Consider the following 17,094-nt stretch of genomic DNA (forward strand, 5'->3'; position numbering starts at 1 on the left):
CAGCCCTCTTCACCCTTTCTTCCCCGGAACCCCAATCTTGAACCCGACGCCCTCGAACGAGGCGACCAGACGCTCACCCGAGTAGACGTCGACAGTATATACCGACGTCCTCTCCGTCTCCGAGACCCTGCGGGCGACCGCCTCGAGCGTGCCTGCCGCCGGCACGGAGAAGTAGCGGATATACGCGGAGATCGCTATCTGGTCGATCCCGTCCATGTTCGCGGCGATGCCGAAAGCGTGGTCCGCGATGGCGAAGATCGCACCCCCGTGGGTCGTGCCGTGGGCGTTCTTTGTGCCCTCGGTCGACATCGCCACCCTGACGCAGCCGCCCTCGATCTCCGTAACCTCCATGCCGAGCAGGCGTGCGAACTCGCAGGTGTCGGACCGGTGCACCGCCGCGGCATAGATCTCCGGGATGGATGCGGTTTTCTTCATGACAGGATCTACTTGTACTCCCGCTGCGAGTAGGAGACGCCGCCGGCGTCGCCGCCGCGAAGAACGATATAGAACCATTCCAGGATGGACTTGAGGGTCCCGAACTGCTGGTAGCGCCTCATCGAGAACCCGACCGCGAGACCGGTATCGAGGTAGACCTTTCCGAGCTTCCGCATCCGTTGCGCGATCTCGAGGTCGTCCCCGGCGTCGATGCAGCGGTACATCCCCGCCCGGAGAAACGCATCGCGGTCGAACGCCGTGTTGCACCCGAGCGTGAAGTAGATCGTCCGGGTGTAGTAGCCCAGGCGCGAGAAGATGTTTGCGCCAAGAAGCGAAAGTTTATTCCTGAATCCTCCTTCGATCGGGTAGACCGTGCCGTAGAGCTGCACGATATCGCGCTCTGCAAAGGTTCTCTCGATCCGCTCCACCCAGTCCCGGGGGAGGATACAGTCGGCATCCGTCGTGGCGACGATCTCACCCGAGGCGGCCATCGCCCCGTCGTTTCGCGCCCCGCCGACTCGCTTGCTCGTCTGGATGAAGACCCTGTCCGCAAGGGGTTCGGCCAGTTCCCGGGTCCGGTCCTTCGAGTTTCCGTCGACGACGATGATCTCGTAGGTCTCCCTCGGCACCGTCTGGTCGGCGAGAGACCGCAGGCAGCGCTCGATGTTCTGCTCTTCGTTGTAGGTCGGAACGACTATGGAGATCATCCCTCGATCAACTCCCGGTATAGTTGTTGATGCCGTTTTGCTATAAGCGTGATGTCGTATTTCTCCGTCGAGGCGCGTGCCTTCGCGGCGCAGCGCTGCAGGGCCGCATCGTCCTTGAGAATGTCCCGCGCCTCGTCGACCTCGGAAAAGAAGAGGACCGAGTCCCCGAAGATCTCCCTGAACTCGAAGATATCCCGGGCGATCACGGGGAGGCCGGCCGAAAGGGCCTCGACGATCACGAGGCCGAACGTCTCGGCGTGTGACGGCATGAAGAAGATGTCCGCCCCGCTGTATGCCCGGGAGATGTCGTCGATGACGCCGGTGAAGATGACGTTCTCGTGGCAATGGGTCTTGAGCATCTGGATCTTCGCGTAGTCCTTCGAGAACGTCCCGTACGGGAACCCGCCCACCCAGACCCAGGTCATATCGGGGTGCTGGTCGGCGAGTTTGAGGAAGTCGTAGATGCCCTTCCGGGGAGTCTGCTGGCCGACGGAGAGCACCACTCGCCGGCCGGGATCGATGCCGTACTCGTCGCGGAATGATTTGCGCTTCTTCTTGTCCCGCCTGAAGTACTCACGGTCGATGCCGTTCGGGATGAGGGTCATCGGGACATCGGGGACGAGCTGTTCGGTCTCCCGGTGGCAGGGCTCCGATATCGTGATGATGTGGTCGAACTGCCGGTAGATCTTCGGGTATACCGTGTTTATCCTCTTCGAGAAGGCGACGTTCCCCTCGTTCAGCCGCGGGGTCGAGTGGGCGGTCAGGACCTTTGCGCCCTCGGTGAACTTCAGGTGGTACATCGCCCAGGGCCCGAAGGTGTGGTAGTGGGTCAGGTCGAAGTCGCCGTGATACAGGTTGCGGGCAACCTCCATATCGGGGAGCCGGGCGAGATGGTTATACAGCGTCCTCGCCGCCGTCGCGCACCCGATGTAGCGCAGGAAGCGGAAGTCCTCGACGAATATGTTGACCTTCATCCGTTCGCCCTCACGAAGTCGATCGCACTCCTGATGCAGCCATCCATATTGAGGTACTCGAACTGCGAAAACCGCCCGACAAGGTCGATGCCCCGCTCCCGGCAGAACGCCCGGACGATCTCGATGTTTTCGAGGTAATCGGTATCGTAGACGACGTAGGCGAACTTCTCCCGCGCGAGGCCGGTGTAGACGACGTTATCCCGTGAAGGGATGATCCCGGCAGCGATGAGAGAACTGATAGTATGCTCGATCACGTCGGCGTCCGGCATCCGCGAGACCACATCGCCGTCATTGTAGGTGATCTCGGCGAGGATCGAGGAGTGGCCGGGAGGGGCGACCTCCGTGCTGTAATTCGAGGGGAACGAGATCCGGTTGAAGAGGCCCGTCTCCTTATCAGGGACGTAGAGCCAGGATATATCGGGGACATCCGCCGCAAGGCCGATGAAGACCGAGCAGAGCGAGTTGTAGCGGAGAGCGTCGCAGGCCGCCTGCACCCCGGCCGGGACGTCTGATAAACAGGGGAGCAGGTTCTGGAGCGGGATGGTCGATATCAGGCGGTCCGCATGGACAGTCTCGTTGCCGTCGCCGACGGCAAACCCGCCCTTCTCCTCGCGGACGGACGCGACAGAGAACCCGGTCCGGACGGCAGGGAGGACCGGCTCCGCAATCGCCCGGACCAGCGCCTCGATCCCGCCCGTCACCGGGTAGGAGAAGACCGCCTGGTGGACATAACCCTCGGTCTCGATCCCGATGGCCGATTTGATGATATCCTCGACCGGCGGGCGGGGGATACGTCCCTCCACCCAGTGGTGCGACATCCGGTTGGCCGGAAAGTTCCATATCTTCTCGTTGTAGGGGACCATGTAGCATTCGGCGATCCCCCGGCCGAAGGTGTAGGCGATCCACTCCGCAAAGTTTTCCGGCGGCGGGACTTCGCCCTTCTCGACGGCGATGAGGTTCTTCACGAACTCGTTGATGCAGAAGAAGCGGTCTTCGTCGGGCAACTGGTAAAGACCGTTCTCGAAGGGGTATTTGACGTAGCGGCCCTTGTAGAGGATCTTCGTATTCCGCTTCCGCCGGTCGGCGTTCTCGCCGAGGACCGAGAGCATGAAGGAGAGGACTTCCGTATCGCGGGAGAAGATGATGTGCGAGCCCCCGGCATCGAACGTGAAACCCTTCTGTGTTCTCGAGCGGCAGAGCCCCCCGATCGTCTCGTTCCGTTCAAGAACGGTCACGTCGTCGCCCTGTTCACGGAGCAGGCGGGCCAGCGTAATCCCGGTGAGACCGCCACCCAGTACCGCCGATTTCACGTTCATACTGTTTATGCCGAAACCATATATGGTTGACCATCCGTTTTCCCGCGGTTGCCGCACCCGGGGGTGAAAATCAGGAGTTATCAGGGCCGGAACGCGGAGTGCAGGTTCTGTTGTGCCGTCCGGCCTGCACGGAGGAACCTCCTAAGAATTGCGCAGTTCCCCGACGAACTCCCAAACGTCCTTTGCGTAGAGTTCGGGCTCTTCCCAGGCCGCGAAGTGCCCGCCGCTGGGGAGTTTTGTGAAGTGCTCAAGGTTAACCCGGCGCTCGGCCCATTCACGCGGCAGCGGAGCGTCCCGGGGAGGGTGGGCGACGGCCGCCGGGACCGGTGTGCGCTGCCAGGGACCGGAGGCCGCGTGCGCATCGAGGTAGTACCGGCGGACGGACGAGCCGATCGTCCGGGTAACCCAGTAGATCGTGATGTTCGTGAGCAGTTCGTCGCGGGTGAAGCGTGTCTCAAGTTCCTCGCCGGTCGTGCCCGAGGCCATGAAACTCATGATCCAGGCCGCGAGGCCTGCGGGCGAATCGGCCAGCCCGTAGGCGAGGCTCTGCGGTTTGGTCGACTGGACCATATTGAAGGCGCCTTCGTTCATCCACCACTGTTGAATGTAGTTCGCGAACGCAATCTCGGGTTCTGTGAGGGTCGAAAAATCCGTCGTCTGGTCAGGGTAGCCGACGTCGGTCAGGTGGATGCCGATCAGGGCGTCGGCGTGGCGGCCGGCAAGGGACTGAGCGATCAGCGTCCCGGCGTCGCCGCCGGCCGCGACGAATTTCCCGTAGCCCAGCTCTTCCGTCATCAGTCCGGCAAAGAGATCCGCGGTGTCGTCCGTGGTCATGGGCTTTCGGTCGGAGAACCCCTGTCCGGGGATGGACGGGACGATCACGTCGAACGAGAGATCGGGGTCGCCGCCGAACCGGGCGGGATCGGTCAGCATCGGGATGACCCTGTGGTAGCGGTAGAAGGAGTCGGGCCAGCCGTGGAGCAGAAGGAGCGGCGTCGGCTCCGGTCCCCTCCCGCGCTCGTGGATGAAGTGAATCCCCACTCCGTTGACCTCCGTCCTGAACTGGGCGAAGCGGTTCAGGTACGCCTCGTGCCTGCGCCAGTCGTACCGGTGCTCCCAGTAGTCGACGAGGTCTTTCATGTACGGAAGAGCGGTGCCGTACTCCCAGCCGGCGCCGTCATCGGGCCACCGGGTATTGGCGAGCCGCTGGCGCAGGTCGTCGAGGGTCGTCTCCGGGACGGCTATGGTGAAGGATTGCATGCCCGGGGTGGACGGTCTTCATCCGGTTATACATTTCCCGTGGGAGGCTGCTTGCCATCTTCAAGAGCGCCCGGGTGCGCTACCGTTGCGTCTTCCTCTCCGCGAGAACCCGGCTCGACTCGATCGCCTTCTGTAGCGGCTGGATCATATAGGTGGGCATATTCTTCACTACCTCCCGCCTGACGGCGGGGATGCACATCATGAGAGAGGTCGCCCGGGTGCTGATCCTTTCCAGGTAATTCCGGGTGGGGAAGTCATAGAGCCCATGCTGCCGGTAATACCGGTCATCAGCCTTGAAGGTCGCCCGCATTCCTCCCCAGAGCTCGTCGCGGAAGATCTTGTGGCCGGCGACGGCCGGAAAGGTGGGCGGTGCGATATATTCCCGGTCCGCGAGCCTCACCGAGCGCTCGGCCAGGGCGTGCAGGGCGGCATCGATCCCGGCCGGGTCTCCCGGCTCGTCGGTCACGATCCCTGCAAGGTTGGCTTTCTCCGTCATCACCAGGCCGCTGAGGACCTCCCGGAGGGTCGGGAGATGACCGAGCGGCCCTTCCACCAGGTACGCGACCTGCTTCCCCTTGAACGCCGGCACATGGCCGTTGAAGAAACTCCGGTCGAAGAACTGCTTCCAGGCGGCCGAGAGGAAACGGTCGCGGACGGTCCCGGCCATGACCAGGATATCCGCCGGGACGATGTACTCCTCCCAGAACGCCGAAAACCCGTCGTCGTAGACGCAGGTGTTATCGAAAGCGCACCGGCAGCACCCCAGGCAGCCGCCTTTCATCCCGGCGTCCCGGATATGGGCGACCCGGACCGGACCTGCGTAACACGCCGCGAGCCCGCCGACCATCGCCTCCTGGCCGGAGCCGGGCTCCGCATCGTGGAGGATGACCACCCGTTTTCCGCGGGTATCCACCGCGGCCGGCGGGCTCTTCGGGGCGTAGGGCGGAGAGGGAGCGGGCAGCGGCGGGAATACCCTCTGGATCGGCCGCCGTTCTGCGATCGCTTCCAGGAAGTCGGAGAAAAAGCGGATAAGCTGCTCCTGGAATGCCTCGTTTTCGAGGTCCTGCATGTGGGCCGAGCAGAAACCAATGTAGCGCATGCCGAGATCGTCGCAGACCCCGTGCAGGTAGGCGTGGGCGGTGTGGTCGAAGAAGTGGATGGAGGTGGTGAGGCAGGCGGCGTGCTTCCCAAAAAACGCCTCCGTCACGTTCCGTTCGCCGACCAGTTCGATAAAACGCTTCAACTGGGCCGGGACCAGCATGACGTAGACCGGGGTTGCCCAGAGCACGCCGTCGCACTCCTTTACCGTGGCGAGCAGCCCGCTCCACCCCTCTTCCTGCCGTTCAATCGTCCTGATATCCCGGCCTACGTGCACCACGGAGAAGGTATGATCCAAAAACGCCTCCTCGAGGAACCGGACGTACTGCAGGGTGACGCTCTTTTCCCCCTTGGGGCTCCCGGAGATGACAGAGATACGCATGATACCGTCCACTCGGGTTCGATGTACGGGCGTAAGGCAGGTGAGCGGATATACCTTGCGAAAATGGACGGATATTAAGCGGCATACCCGCCCCTCAGCACCGAAGAGCTCGTCAACCGGATAGAGGCGAACGAATAGGACTTAAATCTTGCAACAGGGGGCTTCATGATCATCTCCCCCTCCACGCGTACCCGACGGCGCCTTCCGGGCAGGCGTCCACGCATCCGCCGCAGAGGATGCATTCCGTATTCTCCATCCGCCTCTCCCGGACCATGCCGCGGACGTCAAGGCTCATCGGGCAGGTTTCGGAGCACTTCCCGCAATCCACGCAGCGATCCGGTGCGGCCGCGAGGTGGAGCGCCGGCCAGCCGACGAGGTTCCTGACCTTCCTCCCGATGATCAGCATGACCGCGATCGGACAGAAACTGTGGCAGAACCCCCGCCGTCCGGCGAGAAGGGCGAAAACGGTGATAAACGCGATCTGGCCGTAGAGGAGGGCGTATGCGCCCGGCCGGTCGACCGAGATCCCGTTGCCGGTCTGGTAGAAGAGGTCGATGGTTGAAAGGCCCCCGGCGGAGTAGACGGCGAGCGCGATGGAGCCGAAGATCCCGAGGAAGATGGGGTATTTGAGGTAGTTCAGCCACCCGGCCGTCACCGGTCTTCCGTTCACCAGGGTGTAGATCTCCTGCAGACCGCCCGCGGGGCAGAGGTAGCCGCACCAGAGCCTCCCGAAGAAGAGCGAACCGACAAAGAGCAGCGCAAACACCACCAAGCCGCCGGTGGCGATCCCCTGCGACGCACCCTCGGTGATGAGCGGGCAGGAGACGTAGGCAAAGGTCACCGGCATCAGCACGAACGAGAAGATGAGGAGGGCTATTCGCACCCTCTGGCGCAGCGCCGGGCGGTTCCTGGATATACTTCCCCGTTCCGGTTCCATAACGCAGCCCTCCGCCGCAGGCGCTCACCGGCCTCCTGCGCCGTAAACGATCACACCCTCCGGGCAGGCGTCCACGCAACTCGCGCAGAGGATGCACTCGGTGCTCTCCATCCGCCCCTCTCTGACCATGCCGTGGACGTCGAGGCCCATCGGGCACGCCTTCGAGCATTTCTCACAATCGATGCAGCGGCCGGCATCGGCGGCGAGCTGCAGGGCCGGCCAGCCGACGGCGTTCCTTATCTTCCGGCCGACGATCATCAGGACGGCTGTCGGGCAGATGACACGGCAGAAGCCGCGCCGGCCCATGAAGTATGCGGCAGCGAAGATCGCGAGGAAGATGACGCCCGCGATCACCAGGGTCTCAAGCGACGCGATCGAAACGCCGTTCTCCGTGGCGTAGAAGGGATCGACCGCACGGATCCCGCCGGCACCGATGAAGAGGTACGCGAGCAGCCCAAGCCAGAGGACCGTGACGCCGTATTTGACCCGGTCCCGCCGGTCATCTACGCTACGCTTCACGACGGGCGAGCAGATCTCCTGCCATGCTCCCATGGGGCAGAGCCAGCCGCACCAGAGGCGGGAGACGCCGAGCGAGAGGACGGCGAGTGCGGCAAAGAGGAGCAGGCTGCCGGTGGCAATGCCTCTGGCCGCCCCCATCAGGATGACGATGGGCGAGATATAAAAGAGCGTGACCGGAATGAGGAGGAAGGAGACGATGAGGATAGCCTTCCGGATCGTCTGGCGCGAGAGTCGCGACTTCTGTGACAGGGTTTCCTGTGCCATGATGATTTCCTTGCGTTGATCTGATGGTCGTGCAGGTCTCTCACACCGCCGGAACAGTCCCTCTATCATGGGATCTGCCGGTACGGAGGGCTGTGAGTGCACGCACAGAGCAGCATTCCTATTTCTATCAAAGGGCTGCAATAACACTTTTGCATGGCGATTCCATCCCGGATGAGCAGCGCTTGCGGAAATAAGCGATTATTACCGCTTAGATGCCCATTTATCCACTATAAGGGGTTTTGCCCATCTCTTGAAACGGTCAGCCGCGAGTCGTTGCGGATAAACCGGCTGTCGTTCCCGCAACGTCGCGCTGCCCTGTCGAGTTACGAAACATACGACGCCGCTTTCACCAGTCGCCTGACGTCTCTAAGGCCGATCGTTCCTTTGAAGTACTTATGTTCCTTATTGACTCGATCGAGATCGCTGCATAATTCCTCCGGATCTGCATTCGAGACCGCATTTACATCCGTATACCCCGCAGAGACCAGCATTCTGGCTGCTGTAGGACTTACCCACTGGATTCTCGTAAGATCGGCCAGCGCATATAGGGAATCGACAACATCGGCATCGACGCCGAGAGCGATTGCAGCCTCCTCTCGTTTTTCGGGGGAGATCAGAGCTTCATAGAGGAGAACGGTATTCTTCAGACCCCTGTTCTCCAGGTTATCGAGGTAGGTCTTCTGGAACCAATCAAAAGCGCCTACGGGGCATGCTTTTGGGAAATAGCCCTCGACTTCCCGGCGCAGTAGCGTCAGGTACGCCGTATCGACTCCGACTTCCTTTGAAAGAGCGGGTATGTTCTTTGGATTCTTCAAGCCCTGCCGTAGATCCGCGAGAGTTACGAAGCCATGCGCTTTTAGCTTCGAAAATGTTCCACCAATATCTTCCAGCAGAGAACAGCGGCTTGGGACCAGATCGGTCTCTTCAATTCTCTTTTGCAGGTCGTCAAGGCTTACTCTTTCGGCATCGATGTAGTACGACATAGCCACTCCTTACGAACAGTCCGTGGAACCTGTCACCTGGTTTTCTCGTGCGGCTCCGTCCCCGCGTTGCGCCTCCATATCCGCAATGGTGAGGCCCGGGTGCCGGTAGCGCTGTCTTCCTTCGGTACCCTTTCCGGCCTGGATCGCCTCCGCCGGGCAGAGGTGAATGCACCCGCAGCAGAGTTCGCACCGGTGGTTCCAGACCGGTCTTCCCTCGACCATCTCTATGTTGCCCGCCGGGCAGACGGCTGCGCAGATGCCGCAGGATGTACACCTCTCGGTCACCGTGAACTTGCGGTCGTCCCCGTGGACCCGGGAGCGGAACCGGGGGTATATGAGAGCCTTAACGAGCCGTGCAACCGGCGAATTCGGGAGCTTCGCCCTCTCGCCCTGCCGGATCCGGCCCGCGATCGCCTCGAGGTCCGCGTCCGCCGCGGCAAGCAGGCGATCCCGCTTCTCTCCCGCGGGCGACCCGTACATCAGGATGTAGTTGCCCGGCATACTCACCGCGAACCCTGCATCGAGTCCCCTTCCGGCCCGCTCTCTCAGGATTTCATCGAGCTGCCGGAGAGCCGCGGAACCTCCGCCCCCTCCGTGCGTGACGATCGAGAAGACGTAATGTGCAGAAGCAACCCTGAGACGGCCGGCAAACGATGCCGCCATCGCCGGGAGCCCGGAGAAATAGACCGGGCAGACGATCCCGATCCGTTCGGCGTCGGGGGTGATCTCGCCCGCGGTATTCCGGAACGCCGCTATCGGGACGACGTCGGAGTCCCCGAGGGATTCGGCGGCCTTCTTTGCAGCGGCAAGGGAGTTGCCGGTGCCGGTAAAATAGTAGATGATGGTCTTCATGGCAACCTCAAACAATCCGATCCAGCCGGGGCCTGCACGCCGACCGTCACCGTATCGATCCCGCTGTCCACCGGTCGTATCAGGAGTCTAAGTGTTTATGGATATGGACTTTGCGAAGACGATCGGGCGGGCAGACCGGGATCACTCTCAGCGTGGCGCACCATCACTGCGACACGATCTCATGCAGAGGCGTGAAAAAAAGAAATGCCGGGATCGCTCCGCCAGCACTGTTAACGGTGTGAGTCCCGCTCGACAAGCAAGGAATCTCCCGGGGTGCTGGCCTGTGGAGAGAGACCAGACGACTGGATGAACCAGCCGGTCCGGGTGCCGTCGAGCACGTCGGAGGAGTTCCGGGCGGAGAGAAGGCTCACGACGACCATGGCGAGGGCCGAGAGCACGAGCGCGTAGAGGCTGAAGTGCACCGGGAGCTTTGCCACAAACTGGTGCCAGTAGCCGAAGGCCGCGGCCGCGACGAGCCCGGCCGCCATGCTCGCGATCGCTCCCTGTCCGGTGGCGCCGCGCCAGTAGAGCCCGGCGAGCAGCGGGACCGCGAACGTCGCGAGCATGACCCCGATGCCCATCCAGATCAGCCACGCGAGCATCGGCGGCGGGTTGATGGCGAGCAGGAGCGTGCCGCCGGCCCCGGCGACAACCGCGATCTTCGAAACGAGGAGCACCTCGTTGTCGGGCGCCGAGGGCCGGAAGATGTTTTTGTAGATGTCCCACGCGAACATGGTCCCGACGGTGAGCATGAGCCGGTCCGTCGTGGACATCACCGCCGCAAGGACGATCACGGCAAAAAACGCCCATAACGCCACGTTCGGCATGGCATACTCGACGCCTGATATGAAGGCGAAGTCCTGGGCGTTCACGGCGTTGGGGAGCACGAGTTTCCCCTCCTCGACGAGCGACCGCACGGCAAACCCGGTGAACTTCACCAGGAACATCACGACCGCGTAGATGGCGAACGCAACGAGCGGCGCCCACTTGAAGTAGCGGGCCTCCTTTGCGGCCAGGACGTTGTTGATGACGTGCGGCGCACAGGCGAGGCCAACCATCAGGAGGACCCCGAACGAAACCAGGAACTCCGGCGTCGCGTAGGCGTAGGAGGCGTAGACCGGGCTCGGGTACCAGGCCTGGACGAAGTTCGGGTCGACCCCGGCGAGCACGGTATCGATGTGGTCAAGCCCGCCGGCGCTCACGATGACGAACGGCGCCATCAGGAGCACGCCGAGGATCAGGATGCCGCCCTGGAAGAGGGTCGTCCAGGATACGGCGTAGAGCCCCCCGACGACCGTGTAGGCGGTGATGATGACCCCGGCGATGAGCAGCGCCTGCCAGTGCGGGATAGCGAAGAGCCAGACAAGCACGATGCTGATCGCGGCGTACTGCCCCACCAGGTAGATCAGGGAGACGATGATCCCGGATACTGCGGAGAGCGCCCGGAGCGCCCGCGGGCTCTCAAACCGTTCAGCAAGGTAATCCTGAATGGTCAGGTAGCCCCGCTCCTTCCCGATGGCGTTCAACTTCACCCCGAAGAAGATGATACAGAACGCGGCCGCGAGCGGGACGAAGATCTGCTCCCATATCCCCGGCCAACCCGACGTGTAACCGAATCCGCTGACGCCGAGGAGGGTCATGCCGCTGCAGATGGAGCAGACGATCAGGATCGTGAAGACCCAGAACCCGAGCGATCTGCCAGCGAGGATGTAGTCCTCGGTGTTGTGGATCTTCTTCGAGGCCCAGTTCCCGATGCCGATGAGCACAACGAAGTAGAGCCCAATCAGGGCGAACGTTATCAGATCCGCCATCAGGAGGCCTCCCTGAACAGGAGCCCCCAGATGGCGAGCAACACGATGATCAGGGCGACAGCACCGCCCACGATGAGTTCCGTATGGAGTGGTAATCCGAAGAGCATATCATGTCAATGTGAGGCGTGCTAACATATAACACGATCGCACGGGACAGGGAGATCGTCCCGATGAAGCGAAGAACCCGGCACACAAAAAAGAATATTATTTGGAACTCTTTACTGTCTTTAGCCCCCGGAGGAGAGCAATCTTCCCCGTGCGGACGAGTTCCTTGATGCCGTACTGGCGCAGGAGTTTCTCCAGCGCGTCGATCTTGTTGGTATCACCGGCTACCTGGAGCACCAGCGTCTTTGCCCCGACGTCCACGACCTGAGCGCGGAAGATGTCGGCGATCTGCAGGATCTCGGCGCGGGCCGGGCCGGACTCCGCAGCCACCTTGATGAGGGCGAGCTCCCGCTCCACGCTCTCCCGCTCCGTCAGGTCCGAGACCTTGATGACGTCGATGAGTTTGTTGGTCTGCTTCATCATCTGCTCGACGACCCCGTCGTCGCCGTTCACCACGATCGTGATCCGGCTCATATCCGGTTCCTCGCAGGTCCCGACGGCGAGGCTCTCGATGTTGAACCCCCGCCGGGAGAACATCGCGGCGACCCGGCTCAAGACGCCCGCCCGGTTCTCCACGAGGATGCTCAGCGTATGCGGCTTCATCGCTGACGCACCCCGATCATCTCGTTGATGGCAGCCCCGGCAGGGACCATGGGGAAGACGTTCTCCTCCCGCTCGACCCTGAAGTCCAGGACGAACGGCCCGTCGGTGGCGAGCGCGGTCTCGATCGCTCCCCGGACACCGTCCTTCTCCTCGACCGTGATCCCCTCGATCCCGTAGGCGTTCGCGATCTTCACGAAGTCCACCGGCGGGAGCTCCGTATAGGAGTAGCGACGGTCGTAGAAGAGTTCCTGCCACTGCCGCACCATGCCGAGGTACATATTGTTCAAGATCATGACCTTGACGGGGATGTCGTACTGCGCCACCGTCCCGAACTCCTGGATGTTCATCTGGATGCTGCCGTCGCCGGCGACGTCGACGACCGGCATATCCGGCCGGGCGTAGTGGGCGCCGATGGCTGCCGGGAGCCCGTAGCCCATCGTCCCGAGGCCGCCCGAGGTGATCCAGGTCCGGGGTTTCTTGAAGTTGTAGTAGAGAGCGGTCCACATCTGGTTCTGACCAACCTCGCTCACGATGATCCCCTCTCCCTTCAGGACGTCGGAGAGCTGCTCGACGACGTACTGCGGGCGGAGATGGCCATCGTCGCGGTAACCGAGCGGGTACTGCGTCTTCCAGGTGTTGATCCTCGCCACCCAGTTCGCCGTATCACCGCGTTTCTGCATCCGGCGGATGAGCGCCTGAAGCACTGCCTTCACGTCGCCCACGATCGGGACGTCGACCTTCTTGTTCTTCCCGATCTCCGCCGGGTCGATATCGATGTGAACGATCGCAGCGTTCGATGCGAAGGTCTCGATCTTGCCGGTGACCCGGTCATCGAACCGGACGCCGACGGCTATTAAGAGGTCGCACTCCGTGACGGCGTAGTTCGCGGACTGAGTGCCGTGCATCCCGAGCATCCCGAGGCAGAGCGGGTGGTCGCCGGGGACGGCGCCGAGCCCCATCAGGGTCGTCGTCACCGGGATGGCAGCGGTCTCCGTGAACTCCAGGAGTTCGGCCGACGCCCCCGATAGGACCACTCCCCCGCCCGCGTAGATCAGCGGGCGCTCTGCTCTCGCAATCAGGTCGAGCGCCTTGTCGATCTGGCGGACGTGCCCCTCGTAGGTTGGCTGGTAGCCCCGGAGGGAGACTCTTTCCGGGACGGGCTTCGTGCTCTTCACCGGGCTCGTGGTGACGTCTTTGGGGAGGTCGACCAGCACCGGGCCGGGGCGGCCGGTTCGCGCTATGTAGAACGCCTCCTGGATCACGCGGTCGAGATCGGCGACGTCTTTGACCAGGTAGTTGTGCTTGGTGACCGGCATCGTGATCCCGGTGATGTCCGATTCCTGGAACGCGTCGTTCCCGAGGAGTCCGGTCGGCACCTGGCCGGTGAGCGCCACGACGGGGATGGAATCCATATACGCCGTCGCGATCCCCGTGACCAGGTTGCATGCACCGGGGCCGGAGGTGGCAAGGCATACCCCTACGCGGCCGCTCGCACGCGCGTACCCGTCGGCCGCGTGCGCTGCTGCCTGCTCATGCCTTACCAGAATGTGCCGGATCGACGAGTCGTAGAGTTCATCGTAGATCGGCAACACCACGCCGCCGGGGTAGCCGAATATGGTATCCACCCCTTCACGCTGCAGCGCTTCAATCAGAGTCCTGGCTCCGGTCTTCATGCTCTTCCCTGAGTAATCTGTTCATCCCTGCGATAACTGCTTCGACGCTTGCCATGATGATGTCGGTCCTCGCACCCCGTGAAGTCACGGTCTTCCCGTCCTTGCTGAGTTTCACCGATACGTCGACGAGGGCGTCAGTGCCGCCGGTTATGGCATCCACGCTGTATTCGTCGAGCCTTACGCTGCCGACGTCCGCTACCGATCTCTGGAGCGCGCGGATCGCCGCATCCACCGGCCCGGTCCCGACTGCGGCGCCGGTGATCTCGTCGCCGTTGACGAGCATCGTCACCGAGGCGGTCGGCATCGCATTGCTGCCCGAGACGATGGTGAACTGGCGCAGTTCGATGCACGGCGTAAACTCGATCTCCATGACGGTGTCGGCGATCGCCATGATATCGGCGTCGGTTATCCGCATCCCGGCATCTCCGACCTGCTTGATCCGCGCGACGATCTCCTTAAGCTGCGCGCTGTCCGGGGCATACCCCATGTCGTTGAGCGCGGCCTCGACCGCCGCCGACCCGGAATGCTTCCCAAGGACGATGCGGCGCTTCCGCCCGACCCTCTCAGGCCGGAGCGGCTCGTAGGTGCTCGCGTCCCGCATCACCCCGTGGGCGTGGATCCCGCTCTCGTGGGTGAAGGCCATCTCGCCGACGATCGGCTTGTTGGTCGCGAGCGGCACCCCGGTCAGCCGGGCGACGTGCGTCGAGAGCGGGTAGAGTTCTTCGGTCTTGATCCCGGTATCGACCCCGTAGAGCACCTCGAGCGCCATCACCAGTTCCTCAAGCCCCGTGTTGCCCGCCCGCTCCCCGAGGCCGTTGACGGTGACGTGGGCACAGGATGCCCCCGCACGGAGGGCGGCGACGGAGTTTGCGAGCGCGAACCCCAGGTCGTCGTGGCAGTGGATGGAGAACGGGGCGAAGAGGAGCGGCGGGACGATCTCTGCGGCCTTCTCGGGCGTGAGAAGGCCGACGGTGTCGCAGAAGCAGAGCCGGTCTGCGCCCCGCTCGACCCCTTCCCGGAAGACCTCTGCAAGGAACGCCTGATCGGCGCGGGATGCGTCCTCCCCGGAGAGTTCGACGACAAGATCGCGGTCCTTCGCGTACTCGACGGCGCTCCACGCCATCTCGCAGACCTGTTCGCGGGTTTTGCGGAGCTTCGTGCTGATATGCAGATCGCTCACCGGGACGACGAGGTGGACGGAGTCGGCACCGGCATCGGCGGCGAGGTCGATATCCCCGGGCAGAGCCCGGACGTAGGTGCAGCACTCGGCGGCAAGGCCGGCGTCGGCGATGGCCCGGATGGACTCGCGTTCTCCGATGGATGCGGCAGCTGAGCCTGCTTCAATCACGTGGACCCCGAGGTCGGAAAGATGCGTTGCAATCTCAAGCTTCTCGGCCGGCGTCAGGCAGACACCCGGTGTCTGTTCGCCGTCCCGTAAGGTAGTGTCAAAAAAGCGAATCGATTCACCAAATAAAACGATCACACATAGTGCAATTCACCGTCAGAGAATTGGCGGCGTCGTTACTTAAATGTTGGGCAGTCGGGGATTCTGGTGCGGAGCAGAAAAAGAGGGGGCGGTTCACGCCGGCGCCGGGGCGCTCTCGTAGAGGAGGGCGACGTACCGGGCGGAGAAGATGATGAACGCCGGCGTGAGGAGGAGCGTGAGGAGCCAGCCGATGACCGGGATGAGCATGAGAACGAACTGCACGATCGCGATCACGATGCCCATGACGAGAAGGGCGATGAAGCAGTTGAGCCACCCTACCCTGCCGATGTGGGTGAGGAGAGTGCGGATCCTGAAGGCCTCGCCCATCCTCCCCGTCCGGGAGAACCGGACCACCGCAAAGGTCGAGAGGATGCCGATGATGATGGCGGCGACGATGAAGATAACGAAGATTGCCAGGGCTGCGAAGACGGCCAGCTCCGGACTGAGGAGCGGTTCAGGACCTGATCCCGCCGGGGTTACCGTCGATGAAATCGGGATGAAGTACATCGCGAAGGGAAGGAGCGTGAGGATGATGAGCGGGATCGAGTAGACGATCGTGATGACGATCAGTTTGATGCCGTCGATGAAGAGCCCGATCCAGCCTTCGAGTTCGGGGGCGGGCTTTGTGCCGCTCATGACCCGCACCGTGTAGCCGTAGATGAGCGGGAATATGATCGTGCTGATGAGCAGGAGGAGCCAGCGGACCCACCTGCCCCAGATGGCGTCCTTTGCGTATTCAAAGGACTCGCTGAGTAATCGGACGTAATCCATGTGTATCACCGCATGTTCGGGTAAGAATCTTGCGTTCATGGAGATAAACGCGCTGCTTTGTTCGCAGGCGAAACACTAAAAAAAGAAGGGTTATTCCGATATCACGCGGGAGCGGGCGTGTCTTCGTACACCAGGGCAAGGTAGCGGCCGTAGAAGACGGCAAATGCAACGTTGAGGAAGAGGCCGATGATAAAGCCCAGGAACGGGATCATGTTGATGATACCGACAACGAAGCCGTAGACGAACGCGACGACGATGAGTACGATGACCGCGATGATCCAGGTTCCCCACCCGAGTTTGCCGATGTGCGAAAGGATCGCGCCGAAGTTGAACGCCTCGCCGAGGCTGTCTGTGTGCGCAAAGCGCATCAGGGCGAACAGGGCGATGAACGACATGACGATCGCGACGATGACGGCGAGGAAGGCTCCTGCCAGTGCAGCGAGGACTGCGGCGCCGGCCGCGGTCGGGTCGGTCGTTGCCATCCCTGCGATGAGGCCGATGCCGCCGAGGAGCAGGAAGACCAGGATCGCCGGGATCATGTAGACCAGCGCGATGATGTTCGCCTTCCATCCGTCGACGAAGAGCCTGCCCCACTCGTTAACCTCGGGGGCAGGCGTCTTGCCGGAGATCACCCGCACGACGTAGCCGCTGAGGAGCGGAATCAGGGAGAGCGTGATAGCCTGCACGAGTGCCAGGACGGCCAGGATAACCCAGTCCATCCACTTTCCTACCAGAGCATCCTTGGTATACTCAAATGATCTGGAAATAACAGTACCGTAGTCCATAAGGTGTAACACCTACGTGTAATTTTGAGAACGGGCGATATAAATGTGTTGGTGAAAATTAATCGCTCACCATATAGCTTTCCGAAAAATAGGTGATTACACCGGTATAAATCGGAGAACCACAGCACAGATC

General features: G+C 62.2%; 16 protein-coding genes. All 16 read right to left on the bottom strand.

Going from position 1 to position 17,094, the window contains the following annotated elements; genetic code table 11:
- Positions 1 to 9 precede the first annotated feature (9 nt).
- Entirely contained in the window at positions 10 to 435 is a 426-nt protein-coding gene (locus DIC75_RS10395) for a PaaI family thioesterase (protein WP_250987970.1), read from the bottom strand.
- An 8-nt stretch (positions 436 to 443) separates the two neighbouring features.
- On the bottom strand, positions 444 to 1,142 hold the full coding sequence (locus tag DIC75_RS10400) for a glycosyltransferase family 2 protein (protein ID WP_250987971.1): 699 nt from the start codon (positions 1,140 to 1,142) through the stop codon (positions 444 to 446).
- Complete coding sequence (locus DIC75_RS10405; protein WP_250987972.1) at positions 1,139 to 2,116, bottom strand: glycosyltransferase family 4 protein; 978 nt, start codon at positions 2,114 to 2,116, stop codon at positions 1,139 to 1,141. The genes DIC75_RS10400 and DIC75_RS10405 overlap by 4 nt, the downstream gene beginning before the upstream one ends.
- A complete protein-coding gene (locus tag DIC75_RS10410; RefSeq protein WP_250987973.1) occupies positions 2,113 to 3,432 on the bottom strand; it encodes a protoporphyrinogen/coproporphyrinogen oxidase in 1,320 nt (439 codons plus the stop codon). The genes DIC75_RS10405 and DIC75_RS10410 overlap by 4 nt, the downstream gene beginning before the upstream one ends.
- Positions 3,433 to 3,573: 141 nt before the next feature.
- A complete protein-coding gene (locus DIC75_RS10415; protein WP_250987974.1) occupies positions 3,574 to 4,692 on the bottom strand; it encodes an epoxide hydrolase family protein in 1,119 nt (372 codons plus the stop codon).
- A gap of 79 nt (positions 4,693 to 4,771) precedes the next feature.
- On the bottom strand, positions 4,772 to 6,172 hold the full coding sequence (locus DIC75_RS10420) for an NAD(P)H-dependent oxidoreductase (RefSeq protein WP_250987975.1): 1,401 nt from the start codon (positions 6,170 to 6,172) through the stop codon (positions 4,772 to 4,774).
- Positions 6,173 to 6,341: 169 nt separating this feature from the next.
- On the bottom strand, positions 6,342 to 7,109 hold the full coding sequence (locus DIC75_RS10425; protein ID WP_250987976.1) for a 4Fe-4S binding protein: 768 nt from the start codon (positions 7,107 to 7,109) through the stop codon (positions 6,342 to 6,344).
- Positions 7,110 to 7,133: 24 nt separating this feature from the next.
- Positions 7,134 to 7,892, bottom strand: a complete 759-nt coding sequence (locus DIC75_RS10430) for a 4Fe-4S binding protein (RefSeq protein WP_250987977.1) — start codon at positions 7,890 to 7,892, stop codon at positions 7,134 to 7,136.
- A gap of 323 nt (positions 7,893 to 8,215) precedes the next feature.
- The gene (locus DIC75_RS10435) at positions 8,216 to 8,875 is read right to left on the bottom strand and encodes a DUF4332 domain-containing protein (protein WP_250987978.1); all 660 of its coding nucleotides are present in this window, start codon (positions 8,873 to 8,875) and stop codon (positions 8,216 to 8,218) included.
- Positions 8,876 to 8,884: 9 nt separating this feature from the next.
- Positions 8,885 to 9,727, bottom strand: a complete 843-nt coding sequence (locus tag DIC75_RS10440) for an EFR1 family ferrodoxin (protein ID WP_250987979.1) — start codon at positions 9,725 to 9,727, stop codon at positions 8,885 to 8,887.
- 230 nt (positions 9,728 to 9,957) lie between these two features.
- Positions 9,958 to 11,538, bottom strand: a complete 1,581-nt coding sequence (locus DIC75_RS10445; protein WP_250987980.1) for a sodium:solute symporter family protein — start codon at positions 11,536 to 11,538, stop codon at positions 9,958 to 9,960.
- Between the two features lie 204 nt (positions 11,539 to 11,742).
- Positions 11,743 to 12,246: an acetolactate synthase small subunit gene (gene ilvN, locus DIC75_RS10450; RefSeq protein ID WP_250987981.1), complete on the bottom strand. Its 504-nt coding sequence runs from the start codon at positions 12,244 to 12,246 to the stop codon at positions 11,743 to 11,745.
- On the bottom strand, positions 12,243 to 13,919 hold the full coding sequence (ilvB, locus tag DIC75_RS10455) for a biosynthetic-type acetolactate synthase large subunit (RefSeq protein ID WP_250987982.1): 1,677 nt from the start codon (positions 13,917 to 13,919) through the stop codon (positions 12,243 to 12,245). The genes ilvN and ilvB overlap by 4 nt, the downstream gene beginning before the upstream one ends.
- Positions 13,891 to 15,402, bottom strand: coding sequence for a 2-isopropylmalate synthase (locus DIC75_RS10460; protein WP_250987983.1), 1,512 nt, complete (start codon positions 15,400 to 15,402; stop codon positions 13,891 to 13,893). Before DIC75_RS10460 ends, ilvB begins: the two co-directional genes overlap by 29 nt.
- A 96-nt stretch (positions 15,403 to 15,498) precedes the next feature.
- Positions 15,499 to 16,176, bottom strand: a complete 678-nt coding sequence (locus DIC75_RS10465; protein WP_250987984.1) for a DUF4013 domain-containing protein — start codon at positions 16,174 to 16,176, stop codon at positions 15,499 to 15,501.
- A gap of 101 nt (positions 16,177 to 16,277) precedes the next feature.
- On the bottom strand, positions 16,278 to 16,973 hold the full coding sequence (locus DIC75_RS10470; protein ID WP_250987985.1) for a DUF4013 domain-containing protein: 696 nt from the start codon (positions 16,971 to 16,973) through the stop codon (positions 16,278 to 16,280).
- Positions 16,974 to 17,094 lie beyond the last annotated feature (121 nt).

Origin of the sequence: Methanoculleus oceani (genome assembly GCF_023702065.1) — an archaeon.
Taxonomy (GTDB): domain Archaea; phylum Halobacteriota; class Methanomicrobia; order Methanomicrobiales; family Methanoculleaceae; genus Methanoculleus; species Methanoculleus oceani.

What these genes read in the sequence shown, in the direction of transcription:
- DIC75_RS10430 (WP_250987977.1), bottom strand. Translation starts at nt 7,892, where the DNA reads ATGGCACAGGAAACCCTGTCACAGAAGTCGCGACTCTCGCGCCAGACG.
- DIC75_RS10465 (WP_250987984.1), bottom strand. Translation starts at nt 16,176, where the DNA reads ATGGATTACGTCCGATTACTCAGCGAGTCCTTTGAATACGCAAAGGAC.
- DIC75_RS10395 (WP_250987970.1), bottom strand. Translation starts at nt 435, where the DNA reads ATGAAGAAAACCGCATCCATCCCGGAGATCTATGCCGCGGCGGTGCAC.
- DIC75_RS10415 (WP_250987974.1), bottom strand. Translation starts at nt 4,692, where the DNA reads ATGCAATCCTTCACCATAGCCGTCCCGGAGACGACCCTCGACGACCTG.
- ilvB (WP_250987982.1), bottom strand. Translation starts at nt 13,919, where the DNA reads ATGAAGACCGGAGCCAGGACTCTGATTGAAGCGCTGCAGCGTGAAGGG.
- DIC75_RS10445 (WP_250987980.1), bottom strand. Translation starts at nt 11,538, where the DNA reads ATGGCGGATCTGATAACGTTCGCCCTGATTGGGCTCTACTTCGTTGTG.
- DIC75_RS10410 (WP_250987973.1), bottom strand. Translation starts at nt 3,432, where the DNA reads ATGAACGTGAAATCGGCGGTACTGGGTGGCGGTCTCACCGGGATTACG.
- DIC75_RS10440 (WP_250987979.1), bottom strand. Translation starts at nt 9,727, where the DNA reads ATGAAGACCATCATCTACTATTTTACCGGCACCGGCAACTCCCTTGCC.
- DIC75_RS10435 (WP_250987978.1), bottom strand. Translation starts at nt 8,875, where the DNA reads ATGTCGTACTACATCGATGCCGAAAGAGTAAGCCTTGACGACCTGCAA.
- ilvN (WP_250987981.1), bottom strand. Translation starts at nt 12,246, where the DNA reads ATGAAGCCGCATACGCTGAGCATCCTCGTGGAGAACCGGGCGGGCGTC.
- DIC75_RS10400 (WP_250987971.1), bottom strand. Translation starts at nt 1,142, where the DNA reads ATGATCTCCATAGTCGTTCCGACCTACAACGAAGAGCAGAACATCGAG.
- DIC75_RS10420 (WP_250987975.1), bottom strand. Translation starts at nt 6,172, where the DNA reads ATGCGTATCTCTGTCATCTCCGGGAGCCCCAAGGGGGAAAAGAGCGTC.
- DIC75_RS10405 (WP_250987972.1), bottom strand. Translation starts at nt 2,116, where the DNA reads ATGAAGGTCAACATATTCGTCGAGGACTTCCGCTTCCTGCGCTACATC.
- DIC75_RS10425 (WP_250987976.1), bottom strand. Translation starts at nt 7,109, where the DNA reads ATGGAACCGGAACGGGGAAGTATATCCAGGAACCGCCCGGCGCTGCGC.